The organism is Sphingomonas sp. DMC6 (assembly GCF_056314225.1).
In genome coordinates this window covers 1-26,326 of the sequence record NZ_JBQUYT010000016.1, presented here as the reverse complement: position 1 = coordinate 26,326, position 26,326 = coordinate 1, and the positions used below count along the sequence as shown (strand labels likewise).

At 58.4% G+C, this 26,326-nt stretch carries 23 protein-coding genes and 2 pseudogenes; 15 read left to right on the top strand and 10 right to left on the bottom strand.

The genetic code is table 11. The annotated features are described in order from the left end of the window. Positions 1-549: hypothetical protein (locus ACT53M_RS19745; RefSeq protein WP_476235618.1), on the top strand; the 549-nt coding region annotated here is incomplete at its 5' end. 744 nt (positions 550-1,293) lie between these two features. On the opposite strand, the gene ACT53M_RS19740 is transcribed toward ACT53M_RS19745, so the two are convergent. Then, positions 1,294-2,394 carry a hypothetical protein gene (locus ACT53M_RS19740; RefSeq protein WP_476235617.1) on the bottom strand — a complete coding sequence of 367 codons (1,101 nt, stop codon included), beginning with the start codon at positions 2,392-2,394 and terminating at the stop codon, positions 1,294-1,296. 254 nt (positions 2,395-2,648) lie between these two features. Between ACT53M_RS19740 and ACT53M_RS19735 the strand changes: the two genes are divergently transcribed. Continuing rightward, entirely contained in the window at positions 2,649-3,596 is a 948-nt protein-coding gene (locus ACT53M_RS19735; protein WP_476235615.1) for a class I SAM-dependent methyltransferase, read from the top strand. 117 nt (positions 3,597-3,713) lie between these two features. Continuing rightward, positions 3,714-4,880 carry a KpsE/RkpR family capsule polysaccharide export protein gene (locus tag ACT53M_RS19730; RefSeq protein ID WP_476235614.1) on the top strand — a complete coding sequence of 389 codons (1,167 nt, stop codon included), beginning with the start codon at positions 3,714-3,716 and terminating at the stop codon, positions 4,878-4,880. Between the two features lie 82 nt (positions 4,881-4,962). Here ACT53M_RS19730 and ACT53M_RS19725 read toward each other — a convergent pair whose 3' ends face one another. Further along, positions 4,963-6,297, bottom strand: coding sequence for a glycosyltransferase (locus ACT53M_RS19725; protein WP_476235613.1), 1,335 nt, complete (start codon positions 6,295-6,297; stop codon positions 4,963-4,965). A gap of 422 nt (positions 6,298-6,719) precedes the next feature. On the opposite strand from ACT53M_RS19725, the gene ACT53M_RS19720 reads away from it, so the two are divergent. From ACT53M_RS19720 to ACT53M_RS19695, 6 genes and pseudogenes are all read left to right on the top strand, one after another. Beyond that, complete coding sequence (locus tag ACT53M_RS19720) at positions 6,720-7,757, top strand: polysaccharide biosynthesis/export family protein (RefSeq protein ID WP_476235612.1); 1,038 nt, start codon at positions 6,720-6,722, stop codon at positions 7,755-7,757. Next, the gene (locus ACT53M_RS19715) at positions 7,754-9,085 is read left to right on the top strand and encodes a glycosyltransferase family 4 protein (RefSeq protein WP_476235610.1); all 1,332 of its coding nucleotides are present in this window, start codon (positions 7,754-7,756) and stop codon (positions 9,083-9,085) included. The genes ACT53M_RS19720 and ACT53M_RS19715 overlap by 4 nt, the downstream gene beginning before the upstream one ends. Positions 9,086-9,147: 62 nt before the next feature. After that, a complete protein-coding gene (locus tag ACT53M_RS19710) occupies positions 9,148-9,960 on the top strand; it encodes an ABC transporter permease (RefSeq protein ID WP_476235609.1) in 813 nt (270 codons plus the stop codon). A 97-nt stretch (positions 9,961-10,057) separates the two neighbouring features. Further along, positions 10,058-10,303 (top strand): annotated as a pseudogene (locus ACT53M_RS19705) (transposase); the annotation flags it as partial. A 105-nt stretch (positions 10,304-10,408) separates the two neighbouring features. Further along, positions 10,409-10,566 (top strand): annotated as a pseudogene (locus ACT53M_RS19700) (transposase); the annotation flags it as partial. Positions 10,567-10,749: 183 nt separating this feature from the next. Beyond that, complete coding sequence (locus tag ACT53M_RS19695) at positions 10,750-11,286, top strand: tetratricopeptide repeat protein (protein WP_476235607.1); 537 nt, start codon at positions 10,750-10,752, stop codon at positions 11,284-11,286. Between the two features lie 79 nt (positions 11,287-11,365). Here ACT53M_RS19695 and ACT53M_RS19690 read toward each other — a convergent pair whose 3' ends face one another. The 8 genes from ACT53M_RS19690 to ACT53M_RS19655 form a co-directional block, all read right to left on the bottom strand. Then, the gene (locus ACT53M_RS19690) at positions 11,366-12,265 is read right to left on the bottom strand and encodes a glycosyltransferase family 2 protein (protein ID WP_476235606.1); all 900 of its coding nucleotides are present in this window, start codon (positions 12,263-12,265) and stop codon (positions 11,366-11,368) included. A gap of 25 nt (positions 12,266-12,290) precedes the next feature. Beyond that, positions 12,291-13,601 (bottom strand): glycosyltransferase, encoded by a 1,311-nt coding sequence (locus ACT53M_RS19685; protein ID WP_476235619.1) that lies wholly within the window; start codon positions 13,599-13,601, stop codon positions 12,291-12,293. 41 nt (positions 13,602-13,642) lie between these two features. Next, entirely contained in the window at positions 13,643-14,422 is a 780-nt protein-coding gene (locus ACT53M_RS19680; protein WP_476235604.1) for a hypothetical protein, read from the bottom strand. Positions 14,423-14,775: 353 nt separating this feature from the next. Then, positions 14,776-15,495 (bottom strand): class I SAM-dependent methyltransferase, encoded by a 720-nt coding sequence (locus tag ACT53M_RS19675; protein ID WP_476235602.1) that lies wholly within the window; start codon positions 15,493-15,495, stop codon positions 14,776-14,778. A 57-nt stretch (positions 15,496-15,552) separates the two neighbouring features. Further along, entirely contained in the window at positions 15,553-16,533 is a 981-nt protein-coding gene (locus ACT53M_RS19670) for a GHMP family kinase ATP-binding protein (RefSeq protein ID WP_476235601.1), read from the bottom strand. Continuing rightward, the gene (locus tag ACT53M_RS19665) at positions 16,530-18,368 is read right to left on the bottom strand and encodes an HAD-IIIA family hydrolase (protein ID WP_476235600.1); all 1,839 of its coding nucleotides are present in this window, start codon (positions 18,366-18,368) and stop codon (positions 16,530-16,532) included. Before ACT53M_RS19665 ends, ACT53M_RS19670 begins: the two co-directional genes overlap by 4 nt. Before the next feature lie 6 nt (positions 18,369-18,374). Then, a complete protein-coding gene (locus ACT53M_RS19660; RefSeq protein WP_476235598.1) occupies positions 18,375-19,349 on the bottom strand; it encodes an NAD-dependent epimerase/dehydratase family protein in 975 nt (324 codons plus the stop codon). A gap of 37 nt (positions 19,350-19,386) precedes the next feature. Further along, positions 19,387-19,950: an SIS domain-containing protein gene (locus tag ACT53M_RS19655; protein ID WP_476235597.1), complete on the bottom strand. Its 564-nt coding sequence runs from the start codon at positions 19,948-19,950 to the stop codon at positions 19,387-19,389. A gap of 234 nt (positions 19,951-20,184) precedes the next feature. Between ACT53M_RS19655 and ACT53M_RS19650 the strand changes: the two genes are divergently transcribed. The 6 genes from ACT53M_RS19650 to ACT53M_RS19625 are packed head-to-tail and all read left to right on the top strand — an operon-like array spanning position 20,185 to position 26,173. Continuing rightward, on the top strand, positions 20,185-21,084 hold the full coding sequence (locus tag ACT53M_RS19650) for a glycosyltransferase family 2 protein (RefSeq protein WP_476235596.1): 900 nt from the start codon (positions 20,185-20,187) through the stop codon (positions 21,082-21,084). Continuing rightward, positions 21,081-22,058: a hypothetical protein gene (locus tag ACT53M_RS19645; protein WP_476235595.1), complete on the top strand. Its 978-nt coding sequence runs from the start codon at positions 21,081-21,083 to the stop codon at positions 22,056-22,058. The genes ACT53M_RS19650 and ACT53M_RS19645 overlap by 4 nt, the downstream gene beginning before the upstream one ends. Beyond that, positions 22,055-22,906 (top strand): hypothetical protein, encoded by an 852-nt coding sequence (locus tag ACT53M_RS19640; RefSeq protein ID WP_476235593.1) that lies wholly within the window; start codon positions 22,055-22,057, stop codon positions 22,904-22,906. Before ACT53M_RS19645 ends, ACT53M_RS19640 begins: the two co-directional genes overlap by 4 nt. After that, complete coding sequence (locus tag ACT53M_RS19635) at positions 22,903-25,110, top strand: glycosyltransferase (RefSeq protein WP_476235592.1); 2,208 nt, start codon at positions 22,903-22,905, stop codon at positions 25,108-25,110. Before ACT53M_RS19640 ends, ACT53M_RS19635 begins: the two co-directional genes overlap by 4 nt. After that, positions 25,076-25,483: a hypothetical protein gene (locus ACT53M_RS19630; RefSeq protein WP_476235590.1), complete on the top strand. Its 408-nt coding sequence runs from the start codon at positions 25,076-25,078 to the stop codon at positions 25,481-25,483. The genes ACT53M_RS19635 and ACT53M_RS19630 overlap by 35 nt, the downstream gene beginning before the upstream one ends. A gap of 27 nt (positions 25,484-25,510) precedes the next feature. After that, entirely contained in the window at positions 25,511-26,173 is a 663-nt protein-coding gene (locus ACT53M_RS19625; protein ID WP_476235589.1) for an ABC transporter ATP-binding protein, read from the top strand. The last annotated feature ends 153 nt before the right edge of the window (positions 26,174-26,326 follow it).

Here is a 26,326-nt window from a genome sequence, read left to right as displayed (position 1 = left end):
CTCACCGGCGGATTTCCATCAAGGCCAGCGGTAACCAAAAAACCGCACAAACAGGCCGGACATATGAAAGCAACCGAACAAAACCGTCTCGACAAAATGCCCTTGCCAAGGGGGCGTCCACATATGAATCACATCAGCACGAACAAGGGAATCCCCAACGATTCAATTCGTGTGGAAACCGCTCTAATCGCTCGTGGAGGAAAATCAGGGGGTCACGTCAGTAGGAGCCTCCGGGAAACCTGGGATGGCTCAAATCCCAAAAATCACGATTCTGCCAAAAGTAGCGTCGGACAGGATCGCAACGTTTGGACGCCGCCCAATTTCTCCGCGCCCCCTCCAATGACTGCTTGGCAGAAACCCGTTTCAACGATTCCCAAACAAAAGAAAGACCCGGTTCTTAAAAATCCAACTTCCAGACTGGGGGTTGTAACTGAATACGTTGCACCCTCTCGCGTTGAAAGGGGCGCGCTCAAGGCGCAATGGTCTACCGCCACCCAATTCTATGTCGAGATTGCACTCCTCTTCAGGCTCGACAAAGTTGGTAATTAACGCAAATCTATAACGCCCTGTAATAGCATCAATATGTGCTTGAACGATGTCGTTCGGTAGGTGCTGCAAGACCTCTTTGCAGATACAGAGATCCCCACCAGGCAACTGCTCAAGGTCTGTGAAGTGCCGAAACTCCACGTTGGTAGAACCAAAGCGCTCTTTATTCCGGTCTACAAGCCACCGCACAACGTCGAGACCAATGTAATGAATGCCTGTCCAGTCCATAAATTGAGTCGACTGCCAGTCCCCACAACCTAGGTCAGTCACAGACGTTATTTCATTTTCCGAAATAAATTTCGACAAAAACGCTCTATATTCAATTGTGTGTTTCGGTAGGGAGCCCGGACCAGAGCCGTTTGTCCACTCGTCTCTTTGGTATATTGACCCGAATTTCTCTTGCAACGGCCCAAAATCCACTTCCCCTACTCCTGATATTGCAACAACCTCACAGCCACAGAACTACGCTAAACGATGGTGGAAGCGCAATTTCTGTTATTTTTATTGTTCGTCTCCGGGGAGCGTGTCAGGTTCCCGCCCCCCCCTATCAACAATCATGAGCTACGATGCGCGCCACAAGGAACAAGTGTCGCAGGATTTTGCGACGGCGCGGTACGAACGGTCGATAAGCATCGAGGGGGGGGATTATAAACATCGTCAACCATGCCACGACCATCGAATAGCATGCTCCCGACCGGCCGATGCAAGGTCGAGCGGCTCGCGCCTGCCCGTGGCCGCTTTACCCCGTCACCGCCGGACAATAAGTCCGAACGGCACCTGCTGCTCATGCGTTTCCCACCCCGGTGGGAAGCGCAATTGCGCCACGTCGCAACCATGGCCCAGCACCTTCAGTGCAATTCGCTGGATTGCCTGCCGATCTGGTATGTTCCTGTCAACGTTCGACACTGCTGGGGTGCATGGGAATAAGAATATGCCGATGCCGCCCCGAAGCAGATAGGTCACCCGATCGATCACCAGCTTTTCAAGTGCTTTAGGAGAATCGACCTCTTCAGGCTTGCTGCAGGAGACGACAAAGTCGAACGCACCCGACGTTGACGTCCGCACCGCCTCGCCGATCAGGCAGCCGCGTTCCGCCAGTGCCTGCGCAAGTGCGCTGGCTGACAATCCCGAAATCAGTCCCGTGGCGCCGGGCATCGCCATCCTGTAACTGGTCAAGATCTGATACGCAAAGGCCTGCGACCATCGCTCGTCGGGGTACGTGGGCGAGAACAGGATCTCCGGCAAGTTGCCCCAGACGGGTTCCTGCATTTGGTGCGCGGTCATCGGCTGCGACACCGGGGTGGCGAGAGTCGGCTCCCGTACTTCACTAATACGCGAGTTCTTCGGAAACGCATCCGTGACGAATCGGGAGGTTTCCAGCGAGTCCGAGACATAGCTTGCGGAATCGTCGTCGCCCAGTTCCTCGGCATGCACTTCGATGCCGGCGGCGCGCAGATCGGAGGCTTCTCCGAACCTGCCGTAGAGTGCGTAGACCACGCCCGGGAGCGCGGCAATCCGCAAGGTAAGGAAAAGATCTCCGTCCACCCCCCCCACCGGCTCGCGAAGGCCGGCAACCATAACCGCGTCCATCCCGGCGTTCGGCCTGAAGGCATGAACCCGCAAAGTCAGTTCGCCCATACTGGCCTTCGCGGCAAACAGTCGAACACGATACATCACAGTGCCCGGTAAAAATGCCGTATAAGGCGTGTGGAAACAGTAATAAGGATCTGGCCCGCGATCTTCGCCACCCCAGCCCCTGATAGCGCTCGAATATTGCGGCCAGAACGCGAATGGCTCGAGCTCTCTTATAGAGATATTTCCATTTTCATCGGAAGCGCAGTCGGACACTTAAATTTCCTGTGCATACATCGTCATCAGGCGTTCATCGAGCATATAGCACGCTAGTTGAGTAGGGGAGCAAGCACTTGTTTGTGCTTTCCACATTGGCTAGGTGGCGCCGGGAGCGGCAATACGACAGCGGGGAAATTTTCGTACGTCTCTGCCGTTCCGCCTGCGCGCAAACGTCATTCTCGCTGGCAGATGTGGATCGTTAGCGGGCGTGGCCGGCAGCGCCGACAATTTTGCTGGTGGAAGGGTAATCGGTGCGTGGAATTTTCAAGAAGCTGACGGGCGACAACTCGCAGTTAATCACGCACACGGCTCCTGAACCCACCGTGGCGCGGACACCGTACGCGGCACCACTCTGGCTGCTGGCGCCGCCTGCCGAACCTGAAGTTCCTTGGGTCTGGCAGACGCCCACGCTCGAGGCGCCCCTTTCTCAAATGTGCACGAGCGAGCAGATGCACGGAGAACGGTACGAGGCGCTCTGCCGGAAAGCCGGGATGCATCCTTCCGCGCATCGGAAGGTCTGGGAATTCATCTACATCTACGCTGTGTTCGAGAGCTTAGGCCTACTGGGTGACGGGCGGCGTCTTCTCGGCTTCGGTACCGGCAGCGAAACGCTACCCTCCGCATTTGCGGCGCAGGGCACGCACGTGGTTGCAACGGATGCCCCAGCCGAGCTAATCAAGGACATGGGCTGGGATACCACCAACCAGCATAGTGTCACTGCGGACACGCTGTACCGAGACTACCTGCTAACCCGCGAAGCGTTCGATCGCCTGGTACGGTTCGAACCAGTGGACATGAACAAAATTCCTAATGAATTTGAAAATTTCGATGGATGCTGGTCTGCATGCGCGCTTGAGCATCTTGGCAGCATTGACCATGGCCTCCGATTCATCGAGAACAGTCTCGAAACGCTCCGTCCGGGTGGCGTAGCGGTCCACACCACCGAGTTGAACCTCACGTCCAATAGTGTGACGTTCGACCGGGACAACCTCGCCCTTTTCCGCCGCAAGGACTTTGAGCGCCTGGTTGAGCGGCTGGTGAAGCTCGGGCACGAGGTCGCTCCACTGAATTTTCATCCGGGTACCGGAGAATTCGACCAGCACATCGACCTGCCGCCCTACGGCTTGCCACATTTGAAGCTGCAGATCGCAGAATATGTGACGACGTCCTTCGGCCTCATCGTGCGCAAGCGCGGTTAGGGGGACTGCGCAAGCGAGACAGGGAAGGTTTGATACTTCCTTCTCCAACGTTACAGCAACACGCTTCCATCCGGCATCTGGGGCGAGGCGCTGGATCTGTGCATAGGGTTACGATCGATGGACGCCACGAATCTCCTTAGTAAAATCGGGCCGACGCGCCGTCCCCGATTTGATTTCAATCGGTTGGTGAGGGTACTGCACCCCTATCGATGGCTCCTTCTGTTTGTCGTGCTCCCAACGACGGTCTCGGCGGTGTACCTGTACGCCTTTGCCTCTGACCAGTATGAGTCTAGTTCCGATTACATCGTCCGGCGTGCGCAATCCTCGACCCGAGGGCAATTGGGCATGGGGCAGATCTTCGGTATTCCGATCGGCGCCGATCAAAGTCGATCCGATGCATATTTTGTCGAGGAATATCTGCTATCACACGACGCGGTAGAAAACCTGCGGCTTAACGATAGACTCGTGGAGCGCTACCGGCGGCCGGGTACGGATGCATTGAGCGCGCTTTGGTACGCAAACCCCTCGCCTGAGACTTTGTTGGACTATTTTCGGCGGCACGTTACGGTAACCCAGGAAGACAGTTCGGGCATCTCTCATCTTCGGGTAACCGCGTTTACCCCAAGCGATGCGCTTGAGATCAACCGCAAGCTTCTCGCGATGGGCGAGACCCGCATCAACGAAATCAACGCGCGCACGTTCAAAGATCAGGTCTCGAACGCCTTGAAGGATATGCGGGACGCGGAAACGGCTTTGGCCGCCCTGCAGGGGCAACTCACCTCGTTCCGGCAGGAGCAACGGGATCTCGACCCCGCGAGTTCCGGGCGGGCGCAGATCGGCATGGTAACGGGTGCCACTTCGGAACTGTTGCTAGCGCGGTCCAAGCTGCAGAGCATGCAGCGCTTTTTGAGCCCTACCAGCCCGCAATATATAGCGCTCAAGTCGCAGGTGGCTGCACTCGAGGCGCAGATTGCCGGGCAGGCATCGGAGATCGCCGGCGCCGGGCCTTCGATTGCCGGGAAGTTGGGGGACTATGAAGGTCTGCTCATTCGCAAGGAGATTGCGTCGCAGCGATTCGCAGCGGCATCCGCAAGCTATGAGAGCGCCAAGGCCGAGGCGCTGAAGCAACAATTGTACCTGACGCGGATCGTCGAGCCGAATATGCCCGTAAAATCTTTGTATCCTAAGCGTGGGCAGACGATCGCGACGATCTTCTTTGCTCTAATCATCGCATATGCCATCGGTTGGCTACTGCTCGCCGGCGTTAAGGAGCACACGGTCTGACCCGCCGTCAGGGGCACGGGTGCTGCTGGTATCGGCTAGCCTCCCACAGCCCCGGGGAAGCGGGCGCGCTTGCGACTGACGACTAAATGAAGGCCACCTCTAGGCAAAGGCCAGCCGCGAATTCGTCCCAGGTCGTCGCATGCGGAAACGGCCCCCCAGAACGCTGCGCAGGCAGCGCGACAATTTCCCGGACCAGCGCACCCGGATCGTGTGGATCGAAAAGCCGGGCGCGTAGGGGGTCCCGTGTAGCGATTTCTTGATGGGCGGGAATGTCCGACAGCAGCACGTTGCACCCGCGGGCCAAGGCCTCTGCGGGCACCAGGCTGTATCCCTCCGCGAACGACGCGCAAATCACCGCTTCAGCGTTATCGACCAGCAGCGCGACTTCGCGGTCATTGAGGCCGGAGACCTCGATTACATCATCGCTGATGTCTGTCATCGTATCGAGGTCGTGGAACGTCGCTTGGGCGGACCATCCGCGGTTTCCGGCAAGAACCAGTTTCGGGACGTTCCCGCCAGCGACGGAGGCCAGGACACGCCAGGCCGCAAGAATTCCTGCCACGTTCTTGCGGCCTTCGATCGTCCCCACGACGAGGAAGAACGGCACGCGAATGCCGAGCGCGTCGTCCGCCGGGGGCAGGGGTAACCCAGTGCCGCCGATGCGGCCGGAACCGAGCCGATGAATCCCGATAGAGGGCGTCGGCAGGTGCCGCGCCGCAAAATACGCCCTAATACGGTCGGCGGTGTATTGCGAGTTTACGTGGACCCGAGTCGCAAGATTTGAGACGACCTGCATCCGCGCCATATGACTTAAGCGCGCGCCGTCGCTGCAATATTGCGGAAAGTCGACCGGGATCATGTCATGGATGAAGACCGACATGGGGATGCCGAAGTCACTGACCCAGCTGAAAGCGCGCGGGTTGTGCAGGCCAAGATGCGAGCAATGGAGAAACCTGATTCGGCGCGGATTGACACGAAGCGCGCGGTTCAGCCGCAAAGCGCCTCTGATCGCTCGTGTCGCATCAGTGATCCTTCCCCAGGCCGCACTCTTCGAAGGTTGCGGTGCCGCCAGCCGCCAAGCGCCCTTCGGGCGTTGTCTCGGGGGCGCCGCATTCAAGATGTCGACAAGCCGGTACAGCACGGCACCAGGCCCTGCATCGACAAGGCGGGTCTGGCGCATCTTGGTCAAGGCACGCGCCATCTGCGGGCGCGACACAAGGCCCCGCCACCAGGGAGTGCTGATGAGAAATTCCGCGTCCGGTGCGCCTTGGGCGCTGCAGAGCCAACTTGCGATGGCGAACTCGACCCGGTCGATGCCGGTCAGCACGCCTTGGTTGCGACGACGGAGTAAGGAGGTCGCGTCGAGAATGATAATGGGCGGCTCGCCCTGACCGGCGTCGTTTTGTTGATCAATCATGCATTAACCCAGCGCAAGCATTTTTTACGACCCCAGCCGATACGGGCTCCCGCCGGGTTCATTCAATACATCTGCCGGCAAGATTTTGCTGTTGCCTCGCACGGGCGCCGTCGGCAATCGGCTTCTCGGCTGGCAAAATCCAATTGCCATCTGGCAGCCCCCAAGCCGTTGGCCTATGGCGCGCTTGCGGCAAAAAGCAGCCACAGGCCAAATGCCCTGTCGGCTTGCGAGCTGCCTGGTTAAGTATGATGCTTCGCTAGACGCGCGCACACAAGCTTAGGTGACAACATTTGTCTCGTTCTGACTATCTGAAACGCCCTACCTCGATGTGGCGACAAAACCGCAACGCGGGAAGGGGCCTTGCCTTAGTTTCGGCTCTAGCCCTCGCGAGCTGCGCCTCGCTCCCTAGCAGTGGCCCCACGATGGGACGCATTGAGCGCGAAGCGCGCCCGGACGCTCCCGGCGTCGGGTTTCAGATCCAAGATATCACGACGGAAAATGTAACCTCTACCAATCTGCCCGATCCGCTGGTCACCGACGGGTTACGAAATTTGGCGTCGGACGCAGCCATGCAGTCGTCGGACGTGATACGCCGGGGGGACTTGCTCTCGATCTCCATTTTCGAAGCAGGCTACTCGCTGTTCAGTGGCGGTAGCATCGACCCGCGGGGGGACGAGCCTGGCGCCCGCGAGCGGAAGATCCTGAGCACGGTAGACGATGAGGGCAACATCACATTGCCCTATATCGGCAGCCTCCACGCCGAGACTATGGTGCCCTCCCAGCTCGAGAAGTCGATCAACGCACGCATGCGGGGGCTGTCGCAAAGCCCTCAGGCGCATGTGTCGATCATGGAGAGCGTGTCCAGCAGCGCCTATATCAGTGGTGCCGTCGTCAAGCCAGGTCGCTTCCGACTTACCGCCGATCGGGAACGCCTGCTGGATCTCGTCGCGCTTGCCGGCGGGCCGAATACCGAACCATCGGACATCGAAGTACGCTTGGTGCGTGGTAAACTAACGGCCTCCACACGACTTGGATCGCTCCGCGCTGACGATGCTAACAACATTGTCCTCATGCCTGGAGATCGGGTGGAGCTCATAAAACGCGTGCGCTCCTATACTGTGCTTGGTGCGTCGGATCGCGTGAATCAAGTGGCCTTTGGCCCTGGGGAGCTTTCGCTTGCCGAGGCGATCGCGCGTGCAGGGGGGGCCGCCGACTCCCGCGCCGATCCCCGCGGCGTCTTCGTCTTCCGACTCGTCGATGCGGGAGGCAGTCCCAAGCCGATCCTGTATCGGCTCAACATGATGCGTACCGAGAGTTACTTCCTCGCGCAGCGCTTTAGAATGCGAGGAGGTGACTTGCTGTACTTCTCGAACTCCCGAAGCAATTTGCCAAGCAAGCTCGTGAATATCATCAACCAACTTGTCAGCCCCGCAGTGACGGCTAAAGTTCTTACAAATTGACGGCAGTCCCGACTGACGAGCATGATGAAGGTGTAAGTGATTTGCGCATCGCGATAGACGGCTATAATTTAGCAATGCCCAATGGTACGGGTGTGGCAACGTACGGGTTCAGCTTGGCGAAAACCCTAGCCGAGATGGGCCACCAAGTCGAAGGCGTCTTCGGCTTAGATGTCGGCCGGCCGCAGGAAACGCGGGAGTTGCTATTCTACGACGCAATCGGTCGAGAGCGCAAAATAAAGCGCAAAGATAAATGGCGCCATATCTATGGTCCCGTTGCACACCCTTCCAGCACAGTCAATCTTCTGGACGTTCCGATCACCGATCTGGTAGAAAAGCGCAATTTCGTCGACCGGCTCCCCCGTTTTTCGCGATTAAGCTGTTACCCCTTTTTGTTCGAGATGGCGCTAGCTCGACTGGAAACTCGCGGCGTATTCACAACCGTGCGCGTGCCAAATCCTCCGGACATCATGCACTGGACCTATCCGGTCCCGGTGCGGATGGCCGGGTGCCGTAACATCTACACCATCCACGACCTCGTCCCGCTGCGATTGCCCTACACGACCCTAGACGACAAGCGATTATATTACCGCACGATCAAGAAGTGCGTCGAAACCGCAGACCAAATCTGCACGGTTTCAGAGGCGAGCCGCAACGATATTATTTCTAGATTTGATATTGACGGCAAGAAAGTATCGAATACCTATCAGGTAAGTCCCATTCCTGACGAAATTAAAGACAGTACGCTAGAGGACGATGCCGTGATCGTCTCACGCCTCTTCGGCCTCGAGTCCAAGAAATATTTCCTGTTCTTTGGCGCGCTCGACCCGAAGAAAAACATCGATCGCATTCTGGATGGGTACCAAATTTCCGGATCGAAGCTGCCGCTCGTAGTGGTGCTGGCCCGGGACTGGGGCATGCACCGAGGCAACACCGGGGTGCGCGATCCCTTTGCGGGGCGTGATTGCAGCCGCATCATCCGCCTGACCTATCTTCCGCGGGCACTTTTGTTCCGCTTGGTGCGCGCCGCACGCGCCGTGGCCTTTCCCTCACTCTTTGAAGGTTTCGGTTTGCCCGCTTTCGAAGCCATCCAGCTCGGAACGGCGGTGATCGCGTCCAACGTATCGTCGTTACCCGAAGTCGTCGGGGACGCAGGGCTACTTGTCGACCCTTACAGCGTCACGGAAATCGCCGGCGCCTTCTTGACGCTCGACCACAACGAAGACTTAATTGCGCGGCTCTACCACGCCGGTCCGCGACAAATCGAAAAGTTTGCCTCCGCCGAGTATGCGCGCAGGCTTTCAGATATGTATGCGCTCGCGCTCGAATGATTGCTGACATGTCTTTAATGTGCCGTGTACACGCGCGCGATTTTTTGCCCTGAGGCACTGCCATGAATCCGACTGCTCGATCGAATTTACGCGGTAACTTTGCCGAATCGCTACTTCGCCAACTGAACGTAATTCAGGCGATTGCATTGCGAGAGTTGCAGAGTCGCTTTGGCCGACACAATATCGGCTATCTCTGGATGATCGGGGAGCCAATGATGTTGGCCACCGTCATGAGTACTATTCATGAAGTTGGTGGAATTGGACCAAAGATCCCAGGCATTCATCCATTTGCTTTTACACTTTTGGGCTACAACATATTCATTATATTTCGGAATGTATTCAATCGGGCGGATCATATTCTGGATCATTCTTCGCACCTTTTTTATCATCGCATCATTTCGCCGACAGATGTCGTTATCGGAAAAAGCATGGTCGAGATGATCGGCACGATATCGTCCCTAGCCGTTCTGATGAGCGTCGGGGTAGCGCTCGGGGTAGCCAATATACCTGTTCGACCATTTTATCTTTTGGTTGCCATCATGTGCATGTGCTGGCTCTCTCTCGCATTGTCGATGGTGATTGCCGCTTATACCTACGAAAGCCATTTTTTAAGTAGATTTGTACATCCGTTCAGTTACTTTATGATTCCGTTGAGTGGCGCATTCTTTACAATGACCGCGTTACCGGAATGGGTTCGTCCAATTTTCTCGTGGAATCCGCTCATGTGCATTTTCGAAATCGCACGATACGGTCAATTCGAAGTGGCGAGTGACAAGTATATCTATCCGGGATATATTTGCGCGTTCAACGCATTCTTCACCTATTGGGGATTGCTTGGGCTCCGCTTGGTTCGCCGTCGTATCAGCGTGGCGTAAATGCGGGCCCTACCTACATCTAGGACTGGAACCCATAGACGGGGATCTCTCGGCGCGAGAGATGTGATTCACCCTGCACGTTGAAGTGGAGGGTGAATTGCCGGGAGAGTTCTGGCTGAACGACGAGCAGGGGGAACGGCTACGGCCGTTGCTGCCAAATAAGCCGCGAGGTGTTCCGCGGGTGGACGACCGCCGGGTGATCAGCGGCATCGTCCATGTGCTGCAGGCGGGCTGCCGTTGGAACGACGCATCGAGCGCCTATGGTCCGTACAAGACGCTGTACAACCGGCATAAGCGTTGGTCAGAAATGGGCGTCTGGCAGACCGTGTTTGAAGCGTTGGCCGGCACAGACTAAGGCCCTGACCGACAGCGTGCATGTGAAGGCTGGCGTGCGCCCGTGGAATGTGATCGATTTTTGGCACAGTCCGCTTCGAAGGAGTCGGACAGAATGAAGCGCAGCAGGTTCAACGAAGAGCATACCACCGCGATTTGGAAGGAGAAGGAGTTAACACCTGCAACGGCGGACGTGTGCAGACGCCATGGGCTCAGCTCGGCGACGTTTTTTACAAGTGGAAGGCCAAGTATGGCGGTCTGGAAGTGTCCGACAGGGCCCCGATTGTGCCGCCCGCTCCTGACGGACGCACGAGGTCAGGCGTTTGATTTGACCTGGGCTTGCGGGATCGCCAGAAGATCCGGCAGCGCGGATCAGACGAAGATGCTGGCGGGAGTACCTGCCCGCATACCAACAGGATCATGGGCGGGACCAATGCTCGTTAGCGACGATTCCGTATGAGGTTTTGGAAGCGCAATCGCCATCGGGCGAAGGGAGACGCGGCACGGGACAAGCGTGATTGGCCGGCCGCCGCTCGGGCTTACGAGCGGTATCTTTCCCATAACCCTGGGGACGCAGCAATCTGGATTCAGCTCGGGCATGCGTGCAAAGAATGTGAGCGATTGTCGGCGGCGCAAATCGCCTACCAGCGTGCATTGTTTCTTCGACCCCACGATGCCGACCTGTTCGTTCAAATGGGGCATTTGCACCGCCGGTTCGGCGACCCCGCTGCTGCGCTGAGCGCCTACCGACGTGCACTCGAACTTGACCCCGCGCTTAGTAGCGCCCGCGAGGCGATTTCCACGCTCGAAATCCCCGATGCACCGGAAAGTGCGGATATCCTCGCTTGCATGGAACGCGCCCTCAAAACGCTCTCTGGCCGCGTTGAATTGATAGAACAGGCAATCCGGGAGCGGTGCTTGCCGGCAGCGCAACCGCGACAAACGGGAAGCGACGCGTGGGCGCCCTCCGATCGCGTTGTGGATCGCCCCTGAGTGCCCGAGGGTGGCCGGGGCCAGCGATAATCCGCCGCCGCAGTCGCAACAGCAGAGTGCCAGTGCAAATCAATATCCGTTACGCTAGCCAGCCCTTCGTATATCGAAACCATCTCGAAAATTTAGCATAGTCTTTTTCGTGGACCAACGCATTCTGTAGCCAGCCTAGCTTGGGCAAGTTGTCATCTTCGGCTTTCAACGCATAGGCTCTCATCGTTTGATAATGACCGTGTCGAATGAAGCTTCCGCACTGGAACTCTGCCAGCGCGTCCAGTAAATCTTCGTCGTGAATGCCATGTTCCGAGCAGAAACTATTCAGCGCGGCACGCTTGAATCGATACTTCCGTGGGTCCCATTGCGTGCTGTTGCCGCGGATGCGGTAGCGAATCGAACTTTGATCGAGGTTGGCGCAGGTTATATTAGGTATCAAGCGGCCCCAAAGGTCATAATCCTCTTCAAAGAAATGATCCTCGTCGTATCTGTACAGCCCCTCGTCGACCAGATGCCGCTTGAACATCAGCGTCGGATGAAAAAAGGGATTATTGACCAGAAACTCATCCAGGATTGCCGTGTGAGACAATGGGCTGCGGAATACCCCTTCATGATCCCCAAATGCATCTACTCCGGTGCCTACAAGGTCTACTTCCGGATTTAGTAGGAGAAAGCGAACCTGGTCGAAAATTCGCCACTTATAGGCAATGTCGTCCGCGTCCATTCTGCCGATGAAAGCACCTTTTGCCGCGCGCACGCCATCGTTCAGCGCTCTGGCAATGCCAAGCTTTGGCGGTAGCTCGATGATCCGCACGCGTTCACTCGCAAACATCTGAACGATCTCGAGCGTATTGTCGACAGATCCACCGTCAACAACGATCAGCTCGAAATTCTCATACACTTGTTCAGCGAGACTGAACAGTGTCTCGCCGATGAACTCGGCAGAGTTCATCGTCGGCATCACCAACGAAACGAGCGGGAACTTCATCTTTCTATCTTTCCTCGATGCCTTCTCAGGCTTTCGTTTGCGGGAGCGGGTTTTCCAACGTCATGCCTTCGACTTGGCGAGCGATTTGAGCATAGATGGATTTAGAGGATTTGACGAAATCGAGATCGATATTGTCCAGCCACGATCCGGTCGCCCCGTTCCAGAGATGGAAGCACCAGGCGGTTGCGAGATCCTGCTGGTAGGTAGCACCGGCATCGCTGAACAGGGTCTTCCGGATAGAGTGCCACAGCGGATAGAAGAACGATCGATAGTCCAAGATCTCGATCTCGTCGGGATGTGCCGCAGCCAGCCGAACTGGCAGCTTCACCGAGTGGTAATCCCAAAGATCGTCCCGCCCCTTAGAGCGGAAATAGTCATACTCGCCAAGCCAGCGCGTCAGGAAGCGTGCGTTCGCCTGACCCATCATGACCGCGTTGCAGAGACCGGACGACGAATCCGGGCCGGCGGGCTGCACGGCCATGACGAACTCATGTTCGCGCAGGTCTTCGAAGCTACGCTGCGTGATGGTATCCACATCGAGATATAGGCCGCCGATCTCATGTAAAACGAGCATCCGAATGATATCGGCCTTGTGCGCATAGTGGTACAGCCGCGCATTGCCGAAATAATCAAAGTCATCCAGAAGGACAACCGACACCTGCTCCTTCACTCGATCCCAATTCGGCCCAGACGGTTCATGCTGTGTGTAATAGAATGCCTTCCACCCCGGATTGAAGTGCAGGGCGGAACGGATCGCCATACAGGCGTAGTAGGGCAAGTCCCCCTTTTCCTTGAACCCGAAGACAAAGTGCAACAGGCGCGGCGTCAGCCCGTCTGCTTCCTGGGTTCGGAACTGGCGGACTTGCGCTAGAAACGCAGCTAGCGCGTCCGTCGAACGGTCACGCCGAGCTGCATCGAGCTTTGCTTCGGCAACATTGATCGCGCGGTCCCGCGGCGGAATGACAAGTTGGATTCCGGGGGACAAGCGTTTGAGTTCGGCCAGCGCATCTTCCCGATAGGGATCGCGTGCGCACGCCAATTCGAAGGCCGCAATCGCGTCGGAAATCCGGCCCTCAAGCTTAGCTAGATGCCCCAACTGAACTTGAAGATCAGCGTCGTCGGGCATCAACGCTTCGGCTTGCGTGTAAGCGGCTGCGGCCCCGGCAAGGTCGCCGTTCTCCTTCCGGCAATTGCCCAGTTGCACCCAAATAGACGCATGTTTAGGGCGAGTATCTAGATATGCTTGATACCACATAGCCGCTTCGGCCCAACGGGAGGCGTCCCGCGCGGCGTCTCCGCGGCGCCGCAGTTTCTCGTCCTTGTGCCTGAACAGCATCGCGCTCACCCTAGGATTTTATTATTGACCGAATTACGCGGTTAGAGCGGCTTATATTTGAATGCGCCCAAATACAAATCGGGCCGTAATGGGTTGTTCGGTGCATCAAGTCGCGTCGGGAACAGTTCGTCCGTCGTTTCGAAGCTGTAGCGTGCGCGATTGGCGAATGAAATTTCGAGAGTGCCTGGGAAGTATACGTTGCCAATTACTGCCATCGGCGACCAGTTATTTGCATGAACATGGTAGACGCCGAAAAGCTGCGTAACTTTTTTCAGAACACGGGTAGCACGCATTAGCCAATAAGGATCAGTCGCCCGATCGAAGTCGTGAAATTCGATCAAAATTTGCGAAAACCGCGCGAGATCTTGCGGCGAGCAAGCGTCAAGCACGTCCCACTCTGCACTTTCAATGTCGATTTTCAATATAACGGACGAATCGCGATTGATCCCTGCATCTTTTAAGATGCCAGGAATTGAGGCTCGTTCCTCGTCGTCCACATCCGGCGTTATCATCTTTTTGTAGAAGCTGACCAGAGGGTCGTCGACCGGCGACTGGGCTACCGAATGATCGAATTGACGAACGGAAATTCCGCGCGCGGCCATATCTACGTCCCAGTCAGCGTTGATATCAACACCGAATGAGAGTGCCAGTTCGATCGACGCGAAGTCATCGAGCATGACATATCCGCCATCCGTTTCACTTCCGGCGCGAAACTTGGGATGGCCTACCACTCGTTCTGGCGTGAACATTGCAGCAAGTTGTAGGAAGGGCTTTTGTCTCGCGTGATCGCGTGCGAGTGCGACAAGTTGGTCGTGGTCCATGATTGTCCTCTATTTAAATCACGCCATAATACTAAGATTTAAGCAAAGTGCGTGAGTTTTGGTATTCTGACGGCCGCGCACCATCCTGTGTCTCGTAAATTATACTACCGCCTTCGCCTGAGTATGGCTGATACTTAGCGCCAAATTCTCTTAGATTCTGACGGAATCTTATTGGATAGACGCCGCCAGAAGCTTAAATCACACCGATGATTTAGAGTGAGTCGCAAATTTAGAACCAAAAGAAGAAACGGCGGTAGTAATAATTTTCGATCTGTAATCAAAAACCGAGCCTAATTATCAGATGCCTGCAAGTTGAAGCAATTTGTTTCGCTTCGCGGTGCGCGATGCTGGCGTTATTCCTTCGGAAATATCGTGACGGTTCCCCAGTACGTTACGTCATGTGGCGGCATCACAAAGCGCCGAATGGGATCGTCCCAGTCATGCACTAGATAAGCAGGGTAATAGCGATCGAGGTCTGCAATCGCGAATCCCTTGCCCCGCTTCCGCATCTCTGGCCATTCTGCGGCGGCGTCGCCGGACCAGATCGAATCGTGGAAGAACAAAAATCCACCGGACTTTACGAGCGGAAAGTACAACGAGAATTCGCTCATCGTGTGTTCGTAGGTATAGTGGCTATCGCAGAAAATAAGGTCGGCCTGACGGCCGTTCAGAATTTCCTTGACCTGCCCCAAAATTTCATTGCTCAGGCAGTCGCCACGAAGAGGGTGGTAATCGAACCCGGCGGCTGTAAGTTCAGCGAGAATCTTCGCATCGTTTTCGGGATAGGTTTCAAAGTCAATGTCGATGATCGTAGCGCCAGGTGCAAGCTTGGTGCGAGCCAACCAAGCAATGTTACCCTTATCTTGAGTCCCTACTTCGATATAGACTTTTGCGCCGGCAGCCAGCCGAAATGCGCGGGAGATATCGACCATATAGGGGTTGGGGGCGATATCTAGATGGTATTCGGCGCGAACCTTGTTCGCTAGCTCGACATCGGCTTCAATTGCTCGCGCATTGGCCACATCAAGGCTTCGCGGCAAAGCGGTCATGCGGTCTGGATAAAGGATGTTCATGGACTATAGTCTCCCGTAGAGAAATTGTTAAGAAACGCAAAGCAATATTGAGAGCGGTCAGTCCGCGAAAATAATTCTGCTACCGACGTCGTCGAAGGCGAAGTCGATCTGCCGCATCGGCGACAAAGCTCGAACGATATCCCCATGCCGTTCTTCTGGCGCATAGAAGATGAAGAAGCCACCTGCACCGGCGCCGAGGATCTTGCCCCCTTCTGCACCCGCTGCCATCGCAGCGGCATAGGCAGCGTCGATCGCGGAGTTACTGATCCCGCCCGCCATCGTCTTCTTGAGCTCCCAATTTTCATGGAGGATGGCGCCGAACGAATCTATGTCGCCGGTTTGCAATGCGTCCCGCAGCACATAGGTCAGTTCTACCATCCGCTTCATGTTGCGGATCTTGTCGCCATCTGCTCCAATCGCTTGGGCCTGATCCGCAAGAACCGCGGAGGCCGAGCGGGTCACGCCCGTGTAGAGCATCAGTATCCGCCGAGCGATCGTTGCCTTTCGCTCGCGCGGCATGATCACCGGGGAGATCGTCACGCTGTCGTCAGCGTTGAACTCGTACAGGCAGAAGCCGCCATTGGCCGCGGCGTATTGATCCTGTTTGCCGATCGGCTCGCCAAGGAGGTCGATCTCGATATGGCTGGCTTCCTCTGCCAGCTGCCGTGCATTGGCGAAACGTTCTTGGAAGGCATGCAGAACGTTGAGGAGGCCGACGGCGAACGAACTTGACGAACCGAGGCCGGTCCCACGCGACGGAATATCGGCGACGGTCGTGAGTTCGATCCCACCGCAGATCTTCAGGAAATGCATCACCTGCCGTGCCAGCGAATGCTGGATTGCATCGACGCTTTCAACTTCCTCCGTGACCGAATAGGCAAGCCTCACGCCATTATCGAACTTCCTGTTCGCGGTGACATAGATGTGCTTGTCAATGGCGGTGCTGAGTACGGCCCCCCCATGCTCGCGGTAGAACTGCGGAAGGTCGCTACCGCCCCCCACGAAGCTCATCCGCAACGGTGTTCGACTGATGATCATGCTTGTCCCCCATCCCGATCGGCGACGAAGCCGGGGATAACCCAGTCCGCCGCGTGCCGCTGTTCTTCTATCCGTGGTACGTCGATCGACGCCGTGTGACGGACGACGGCAGCTATCTCTGTGCCGGAAGTGCTCCCTTGCAAATAGCGACGAAGACGCTTTTGCCAGACGGGGGCCTGGCACTCGACATAGATGCTGCACGCAGCATCGCCGCTGCCCCTCCAAAGCGTAATAGCGTCCGTTCCGTCGAAGATCAGTACTTCGTCTGCCTCGGGCTGTGAGCCAGGACGAAGTCCATGCGGTTCCGCGAGGCCATCGACACCCAACGACAGCCCGGTGCCGTCCCCAAGGGCGCCTGCCGGTTGCCGTACATGGCGTGCCGCCACACCCTTGTCAGCGAGGGCCTCGCAGAGGACGCGTGCCACAACGGATTTTCCGGCGCGCGGCGGCCCGGCCACGCATACCACCATGCCCGGAACGAGCAATGCCAGCGGCGCCGCCAGCGCGTCCAGCAGCGCCGCGCGGCCCTCCAGGATCAAGTCTACGGCCGCGACGAAATCGTCGACCTCATATGACGGCTGGATCGGTAGCGACGCCGCATCGGTGCCCCCGGTCCGAACCAGTATCGATCGTACGCCGGCTGCGTGTGCTGCGCCGATGTCAGCTGCGCCATCGCCAACCATCCATGATCGCATCGGATCGATCGACAGGTCTGCCATAGCGCGGGTCAGCAAGCCCGGGGCAGGCTTGCGACAGTCGCAGATGCATTTGAGCTCGGCAACCTCGCCCTCGAACCCCTGGTCGGGGTGGTGAGGGCAAAAGTAGATGGCGTCCAAATATGCTCGGTCGAGGCCGATCCGCGTTTCCAGCTTCGCATGGATCGCGGCAAGATCGTCCGGTGTCGCCTCACCGCGTGCCAGCACAGGCTGGTTCGTCGCCAGGACGCAGCGATATTCAGCCTTGTTGAGGCGGGCGATGGCAGCGCCAACGCCCGGGAATACTTCGAGCCGATCCGGCGTTGCGATATGGCCGGCGGGCAAGTTCAGCGTACCGTCGCGATCGATGAACACCGCTTGCTGCGACCGATCGAGTCGGCGGCCTGCTACCTTGCCGGCCAGCAGATCCGCCTCGGCGCGATCCAGGCGATCGGGGGTGCCTATGTCCTTGATATACTCAAACGTCACATAGCCGTGCAGCGGGAGGCCAGCCGCAAGGGCGGCCGGGAAGAGGTCCTTGCCGAAATCCACCACGCCGGCGGGAACGGTCTGGGCCAGGAGCAGGCGCTTTTCCAGCACATATAGCGCCGCATTGACCAAGTTCCGGCAGGTCAATCCCTCCGGGTGCGGCTTCGGGTAGAAGGCGCGGATCGTTCCGTCGTCGGCCATGTCGACGAGGTCGGAATCATAGGGATGGTCGTTCGGGTGCAGGAACAGGGTGCCCAGCGCGCCGTAACGGGCATGCGCCTGCCCATGGGCCTGCCAAAATCGCTTCAGGTCGATGTCGAAGAGCGTGTCTCCGTAGACCACGAGGAACCTGTCCTCTAGCAAATCGGCAGCGTCCCAGAGGGCTCCGGCGGTTCCGCGTGCAGTGCCGCCGTCGGAGCGGACGTCAACCCGCAGACCGGGGATGGCAAGGTCGGAGCAGAACGCTCGGATGGCGTCTTCGCGGTGATTGACGAGGAGCAACACCTGCGTGAAGCCCAGCGCGGAAAGCTCGCCCAACTGGCGTCCGAGAAGCGCTTCACCGAGAACGGGGACCAGCGGCTTTGGTGCCCCGTTCAAGCGCTCCGCGAGACGGGTACCCTTGCCGCCGGCTAAGATTACAGCCTGCCGCATGGGCACTCAGCGCCTTGCCTTGGCGGCTTCCTGGTTCGCAATTTCTGCGACGGCACGGCCAATTGCCTCACGCGAAGTCAGCGTTGGCGACCAGCCGCTCGCAGCAATCTTCTCGATATTGTAGCGGAACCGTGGGACATCGCCGACCCAGCCGCGCCCTTCGGTACCGAAGCTGAGTGCCGCATCCGGGGACGCCTGATCGCGTGTAAGCTCGGCGATCTCGCGAACGGTTACCCCATCGTCTGGCGGCCCGACATTGTAGACTGCCCACCCCTCCGGGCCGTGATCATATACCCACAGCATTGCCGCGATAAGGTCGGTGACGTGTAGATAGGCCTTCCGCTGCGTGCCGTCCCCCAGCACCTCCAGGACGTCCGGAGTGGCACGGAGCTTTTCCAGGAAATCAAGGATGACGCCGTGGGTCGCGGGGACGCCTACCACATTGGGGAACCGGAACACGCACGTCCGCTCGAGAAACACCTCCGAGGCGGCACGCAGGGCCGCCTCGGAAGCTAGCTTCATTGCGCCGTAGTTCGAAATAGGCTCGCACCAGGTCTGCTCATCCAGGGCTCGGCTTCCGTGATCGCCATAGACGGCCGAAGTGGAGGCGAACAGAATTCGACGCCACCCCCGTGCCCGCATCACCCGCAACAGCGCGTGCGTCACGAGGAAGGTGTCTTTCAGGTCCACATTGGGATCGTTGATCCCCGCGGGAATGTCCGAATTCGCACAGAGGTGCCACACCGTGACCGTCGCATCCGAGCCGATCTGCGCGAGTGACTCGGTCAGCCCCGCCTCGTCGGAAACGTCGACCTCGTGGAAGGTCACCCGCTCCTGGTGCGGCAGTCCGTCCACGAACTCACGTCGTCCACGCGAGAGGTTGTCCAACAGGACGACCTGATCTCCGCGCTCAAGCAGTGCTTTTACCAGATTGGCCGCAACAAAGCCGGCTCCTCCGGTGACGATGTGAGTCACGGACATGATTTTTACTATTCCTGTACTACGCAGAGATGGATGATCAGGCAAGGCAATCGCACATGGACTGCATAACAATGTGACCGAAGATCGCGTGCGCATCTTCGCAAAGCTGCATATCGTTGCGGCGAACCCAGATGCAATGCTGCGCCTTTTCACGCAGGCGGCCGCCCGAGTAACCGGCGAGGCCAAGCGTCACGGCACCATGGTCGTTCGCATAATCGACGGCGCGAATGACGTTCTCGGAATTGCCGCTCCCCGAAATTGCAATGACAAGATCGCCAGGATTAAGGAGGTTCTTCAGCTGCTCGATGAAGATGTCGGCAAAGGAAATGTCGTTTCCATAGGCCATGACTAGGCCCATGTTGTCCACGAGGCTGCGTCCGCGAAATGGCTTACTATGCTTTAAGTAAACCATCTTGTTCCAGTCGGTGATGAAATGCAGTGCCGTCATGGAACTGCCACCGTTACCAAGCGTGATGATTTGCGCGCCACGCTCCCAGGCATCCCGCACCAAATTCACGCCTGCGTCAAATTCGCTCCTATCCAGCTCGTTGATCGCGCTGCTGAGCTTGGCGAAATAGGTTTCACTTGGGCTATTCGTCACGGAAGGAGGCCTTTCCTTAAAACTCGTCGCAGTGCATCAGGCCCGGCATGCCGGGCGACCCCCCGAGCCTGATTGCAGCCTCTTAGAGGCGGCATTTGCGCTTGCCAAGTCGAGACCGGAGATTGCGGATCGCTCGTTTTGCGGTTAGTTCTGACACGCTGCGTTGCGCCCTGATCCCGTCCTTATGGAAACACGATAGCCTTATTCATGCGCGGTCCGCTTGTTTCCATCGTAATGACTGCGTTCGAGAGCGGCCGCACGTTGGGTGCGGCCATTCTCGGTGTGATTAACCAATCCTATCAAGATTGGGAGCTGATCATAGTGGATGACGGCTCGTCGGTAGATTTGCAACCCGAAGTCCGCCAGTTCGCGGATCGTCGCATCCTCTACACGCGCCTCGAGCAAAACCAGGGTGTCGCGTCGGCGCTGAACGCAGGGCTGGCGCTGGCCGGGGGGCGTTACGTGGCGCGAATGGATTCCGACGATTATATGGAAGACTGGCGGATTGCCGAGCAGCTCCGGTTCCTGATGCTGGAAGGCCTAACGTTCTGCGGCACCGATGCGCGCAAGTTTGGCGAGGAGGACGAGGCCATCCACAATCCGAGGAGCGGGCGCCAGATCATAGACAGCTTTCTGACCGGCAATCCGTTCGTCCACCCGACCGTCATGTTCGATCGGGAGCGGATTCGGCCGACGCTTGCCTATGACGAGGCGTTGCGGTGCGAAGAGGATTACGAGCTTTGGGCGAGGCTCGCCGCGCCAGAAAACTGTGCCAACATGGAGGGCGAGGCGCTGCGTTTTCGAGTTACGGCCGGGAGCAATGCCAACCACCCTGCCAAATATCGGTGCAATATGCTGGCGCTGGCGAGGTTTGCTCAGATCCAGGGTCTTGGCAACGCGGTCCCGATACGGGCGTTGAGCGAATTCCAGATGACCCGCTTCGTCGACGAACCTGCCTTTCTGCAGCTGCGCGCCTATGCGGCCATGGCGCTGCAGGAAGGTTGGCCGAAGGTCGGTATGTTGCAAGGGCCATTGCTAGAGTATCGGGCTTATAGTGACTTCGTTGCGTGGCTGATGCGGGCGATTGCGCTCCAGCGCTGCGGCGGCGAGGTAGCCGCGGGTCCGACCTCTTGACCGACCAAACACGTCATGCCTGGTCCGATCTGGCGGGATTGGCAGACCTACGTCGCAGGCGCGTCGATACGCTTCTTCGACGTTCGCGCGGGGCGCAGCCGATCCGCGTTTATCGTGACTCATTGGTCACACTGGCGGGAGCCGCGCCGCAAGGAGGGGCGGTCAATATAGTGCATATCGGACACACGCCGTCCGCGCAGAGGAACGGTGCGTTTCCACTCTATGCTGCCGCTTGCATCGCATCCGTAAGGAAGCTGCATCCCCATGCGATCTGCATCGTACATGCTGCGGAGGAGCCAAACGGGGCGGCCTGGGATCTCGTTAAGGATCAGGTCCGATTTGCGCGCTTGCCCGACCTGCCGGACTATCGAGGCGCTCCTGTTATCAGCCAGGAACACGCGTTCGAAATCGCAAGGCTGGTTGCGCTCGAAGCGGTAGGCGGCGTGTTTCTTTCCAGCGACACGATCGTGCTCGCTAGCCTCGCTCCGCTCGCGGGCCCTCCGTTCGGCATGGCGCTGCAACAGGCAATCCCCGGTGCCAGCCCACGTGTGGCGCAGAATCTGTTTTTCGCGCAGCCCGGGAGTGCCTTCGCCTTGAGGTGGTTGGATGCCTATGCCGGGTTCCCGAGCGACGGCACCGAACTCACGCGAAGGGCGTTCTCGGGCGAACTGCCGCTGCACCTCTATGGTCAGGCCGCACACGAGGCCCGGATGCTGCCGCATGGCATCGCCGCGATGCCACTGTGGAGCAATGCCCGCTGGTTTCTGTTTGCTCCCGGGCGGGCGCAGGACCATCTCGCACTGCTCTCCGACCAATATGTGTTGCCGCTGTGGGGTGCCATCGTCGGGCAGGAACTACGGAAGTGGACCTATGAAGATGTCGTCGAAGGCGACTGCCTGTTTGCCCGGCTCGCAGCCAAGTCGCTCGGCATCAGCGGCGCTATTTCGACCGCTGCGGATGTAGGCGCGGCATGATCAACAGTGTGTTTCGCGCGCTCAGACGCGCAGGAAAGCGCGTCGCGGTCGGCCGGCCTCGCCCCCGAACGGCGGTCGCGCCGGTTGGCGAGCGCTTCGCAGGCGTCGATATGGAATGGATAGACGTGGCGAACGTTCGCGCGCAACTCGCGACGATGGCCCCCGAAGCAGCGAGCGAGGCGCTGCAATTGCGGTTCCGCAGCGCGACAAGGTGGATCGGCCGTCCGGACGTGGCGGCACTTCGTCGCCTACCACAGATCGCTCCGAGGCGCGCTATTGCGCGCGATCTCACCATCCGGGCCTCACGCATCGATCGTGCGTTTCGTGCGCTTGCAGCGCAGGCCGATCGGGCGAGGGACATGCGATCCTGGCGGGAGGGCGTGGTGGCCTATGATCAGGTCTTGGCACTCTATCCATATCACCCCGGGTATCGGGTCCAGCGCGGGCACTGCCACAAAGAGGCGGGCAATCTGGTGCTGGCAGAAATCGATTACCGGGATGCGCTGGCTTATGGCGCACCAGCGGCCGACGTATTGCCGCACTTGATCTTCGTCCATGCTCAGACGGCGCAGGTACAGCGTCTCTATCCACCCACACTTTCCAGCTTGCTCGAACAGCGTCTGTATAACGATGAGGATGGCTGGGAAGATCTGACGACCTCGGAAGAGGTGGTGAGCCTTATCTGGCTGTTCCACGGCAGGACCTCGCCTGCGCCGGAAGCCGTCCTGCGTATCCTGCGGTTGGCGCCACTACATCGGTATCTCGCGGCCACGTTGATGGACGATCCAGCCTTCTATCCTGCGAATCGAGTCCTGGTGGCGATGAATGGCCGAGCAAGCTTGACATGAATGTTCCTGTTCCAACTGTATCAGTTATCATCAACACGCTGGATCGCGCTGACAAGCTGCGCGACACTCTGACGGGCCTCGCTGGTATAGCGCATCCGGCGATCGAAGTCGTCGTCGTGGTCGGCCCATGCCGGGACCATACGGGCAAGGTTCTGGAGGCGTGGAAGCCGCGGATCCGGGTCGCGGACTGTCCGGACGCCAATCTGGCACGCTCCCGCAACATCGGTCTTGCGCATTCTGCGGGCGACGTGGTTGCCTTCATCGACGACGATGCGGTGCCGCACCCCCGCTGGATCGAGCAACTTCTCGCTGCGTATCGTGACCCCATAGTGGGCGCGGTGGGCGGCTACACCATTGCCCGGGACGGCGTATCCTATCAAGCGCGCAGCATGGTCTGCGATCGGAACGGGGATCCCTATTTCCTCGCCGACGGAGTCGACCTTGCCGCCTTCAACCGGCCTGGAAGCTGGTTGTATCCGTCGCTGCTTGGGACGAATTCGTCCTTCCGCAGGACCGCATTGGAGGCCGTCGGCGGTTTCGACGAGACATTCGCCTATTATCTGGAAGAGACGGATCTTTGCCTCAGGCTCGTGGATGCCGGTTGGGGCGTGACGTTCGTCCCGTCTGCACTGGTTTGGCATCAATTCGCTGCAAGCGCCCATCGATCGGAGAGTGCTGCGCGTCGCTCCATCGAAGCCATTGTCCGCAGCCACAGCTATTTCATCAACCGGCATGCCAGCCAACCATGGACTGTCGAGGCCGCGCGTGCTTCAGTGGAGCGACTGGCTGAACTGCAAAGAAATTGGTTGGCCGGAATCCAGGGATCCTTCCGCGACGGCGAGATCGACGACCGCCATGCTTCCTTCCTGACGCGCGAGCTGAACCGTGGGATGGCGGCTGGGCACGCGGCGGCAGTTGCGCGTGCACAGGGTGCGCCGGGCCATTGGCAGGGGGGTGGCGAACGAGCCTTTCGTATCTTCAACTCGACAACCGGTGCCGATGCGTTGACCATCGCGTTCGTCTGTCGCGACTATCTGAATGAGAGCGAGTCAGGCATTCCACGGTGGACCCGACTTGTCGCCAGCGCGCTTTCGCAACGAGGGCACCGCGTCCATGTGGTTGTGGAGGCGCGAGGCTCTTCTCGGCACGTCCAGTTCGGCGACGGGGTGTGGGTGCACGCCATTGCAGGCGATGCGCAGGATTTCGGTTGGGTCGCGGAGCGGCACGGCCTGCCTCCCGAGCAAGCGCAATGGGCAGCGAGCGTGCATGGCTATCTGCCAGTCTTGCGATCATTCGGGCTCGACATTTTATCCTTCCCAATCTGGGATCTCGAAGGCATCGCCTGCACGGATGAGCCCGATATCGTATCGTGCATGAGCTTGCACACGAGCTACGGCATCAGCGCCCCGATGCGCAGCGAATGGGCGGGCCGCCCCCTCCTGCGCTATGCCGTGGCAGACCGCATGATCGCGGCAGAAAATAGGGCGCTCGGGAAGCTTCCCCATCTGCTGGCAAACGGGCGCTCGATAATTTCCGCACTTGAGCAGCAGTCCGGATTTTCCATCGCCTCGCGGGCAATCGCTGCGGTTCACGGCTGCCCCGCGGCGACGGCGTCGAACATCGGAATGTCGAAGCAAGTGCTCTTCGTCGGCAGATTCGAGCACCGGAAGGGGGTGGACATTGCTCTCAATGCTGCGGTGAAGGCGGCTGCACTATGCCCCGATCTCCGGATCGTGTTCGCGGGAGACGCGAAGCTCCCACCGGAACTTGCCGCCCTTGCGGCCCCTTTACTTAAGCGCGGCCAACTCGAGCTGCCGGGGGTCGTCTCACGGGACGCGCTGGATGCGCTATTCGCTGCTTCCGCCATCGCACTCCTCCCCAGCCGTTTCGAATCCTTTGGACTTGTCGCGATCGAAGCGATGGCGATGGGATGCGCAGTGCTGTCGGTCGATGTAGGTGGGATCGCCGAGATCGTGGAGAACGGTCGCACGGGCATTCTGGTCCCGTTAGACGAGCGCGCTGATCAAGCCTTGGCCGACGCTATCGTACGGCTTATGGGGGACGATGGGCTGCGCCTCGCGATGCAGAGGGCCGCGTTGAACGCATATAAGGCACGATTCACGGTCGACGTCATGGCGAAGGAGGTAGAGCGGGCCTTATTTGCCTTCCGTGATAGCGAGCGGGGGGATAAAGGTGATACATGAAAGCCAGCAGGCGCGCATCGCGATCGCAGTTCATGCGCTCACCGGACGCTGGTATTCTGGTGACCAGCTTGCCGAGCAGATCGAGCAAGCGGGGTCGCGCGAGGAGCTGCTCGCCCTCGGCATCATGGACCTGCAATGGATCGACGGTCATAATGAAGCGTCGCTTTCGTTTCAGCGCATCGTACGGGCGGCGGCTATCAATCCCCCCCCCCTTGGCGAGCCCCTCCCGCCATGCACCGAGGCCAGGGCGGCCTTTCCCGCAAAGGAACTGAAGCGGATCGCGGAAAAGTTCGCGGAAGCGCCCACTGCGTCCGACCCACGCGACATGTTGAAACATCTCGGCGCCAGTCTACATGTCGATATGTCGAAGTGACTACTTCGCGCAAGGTTTTTGTCAAATATGATTACATTCAACAATGTAAGCAAAGAATACCGCGGTCACAAGCTGCGCAAATTTGTCCATAACAATCTGAATTTCCAAATTGAGCGCGGCGCCAGTATCGGCATTTGTGGGGCGAATGGAGCCGGGAAGTCGACGTTGATGCGGATGATGGCTGGCATTGAGTTTCCAACATCTGGAACGGTAACCCGGTCTATGTCAGTTTCTTGGCCAATCGGCTTTTCCAGCTGTTTCGAGTTCAACTCTAGCGGCGCGGACAATGTACGGTTCATCGCGCGGCTGTACGAAAAGGACCTAGCGGAAATGATCGATTTCGTCGAGGATTTCGCTCAGCTCGGGATTTACATGCATCAGCCCGTGTCCAGCTACTCCGCGGGCATGATCGCGCGACTGGCGTTTGGTACATCACTTGCAATCAACTTCGACTGCTACTTGGTCGATGAGGTCACCGGGGCCGGCGATGCTCGTTTTAGGCGGCGGTGCGATGAGGAGCTTCTTGATCGCCGCAATAATTCTACCCTGATCATGACGTCGCATGATCCGTACACGCTCCAGCATTATTGCAAATCCGGGGCGGTTCTCTACGGCGGCACTTTGACCTTTTACGACACCATTGAAGAGGCGTGTGACGTGCATCAGGCGCTGCAAATGCGCGTGAACTAGCACTACTTTGGCAGAATTGTGGGACGCGGTGGTGAAAGTGACGTTCCGCAGTGCGGACATTCGCGCGGCGGCGGACGTAGGTTCAGGACTCACTGATCAGAGCCAGAAGATGACGGTGGCAGCGAGTGCAATCGCCGAGAAGAAGACGGTCGG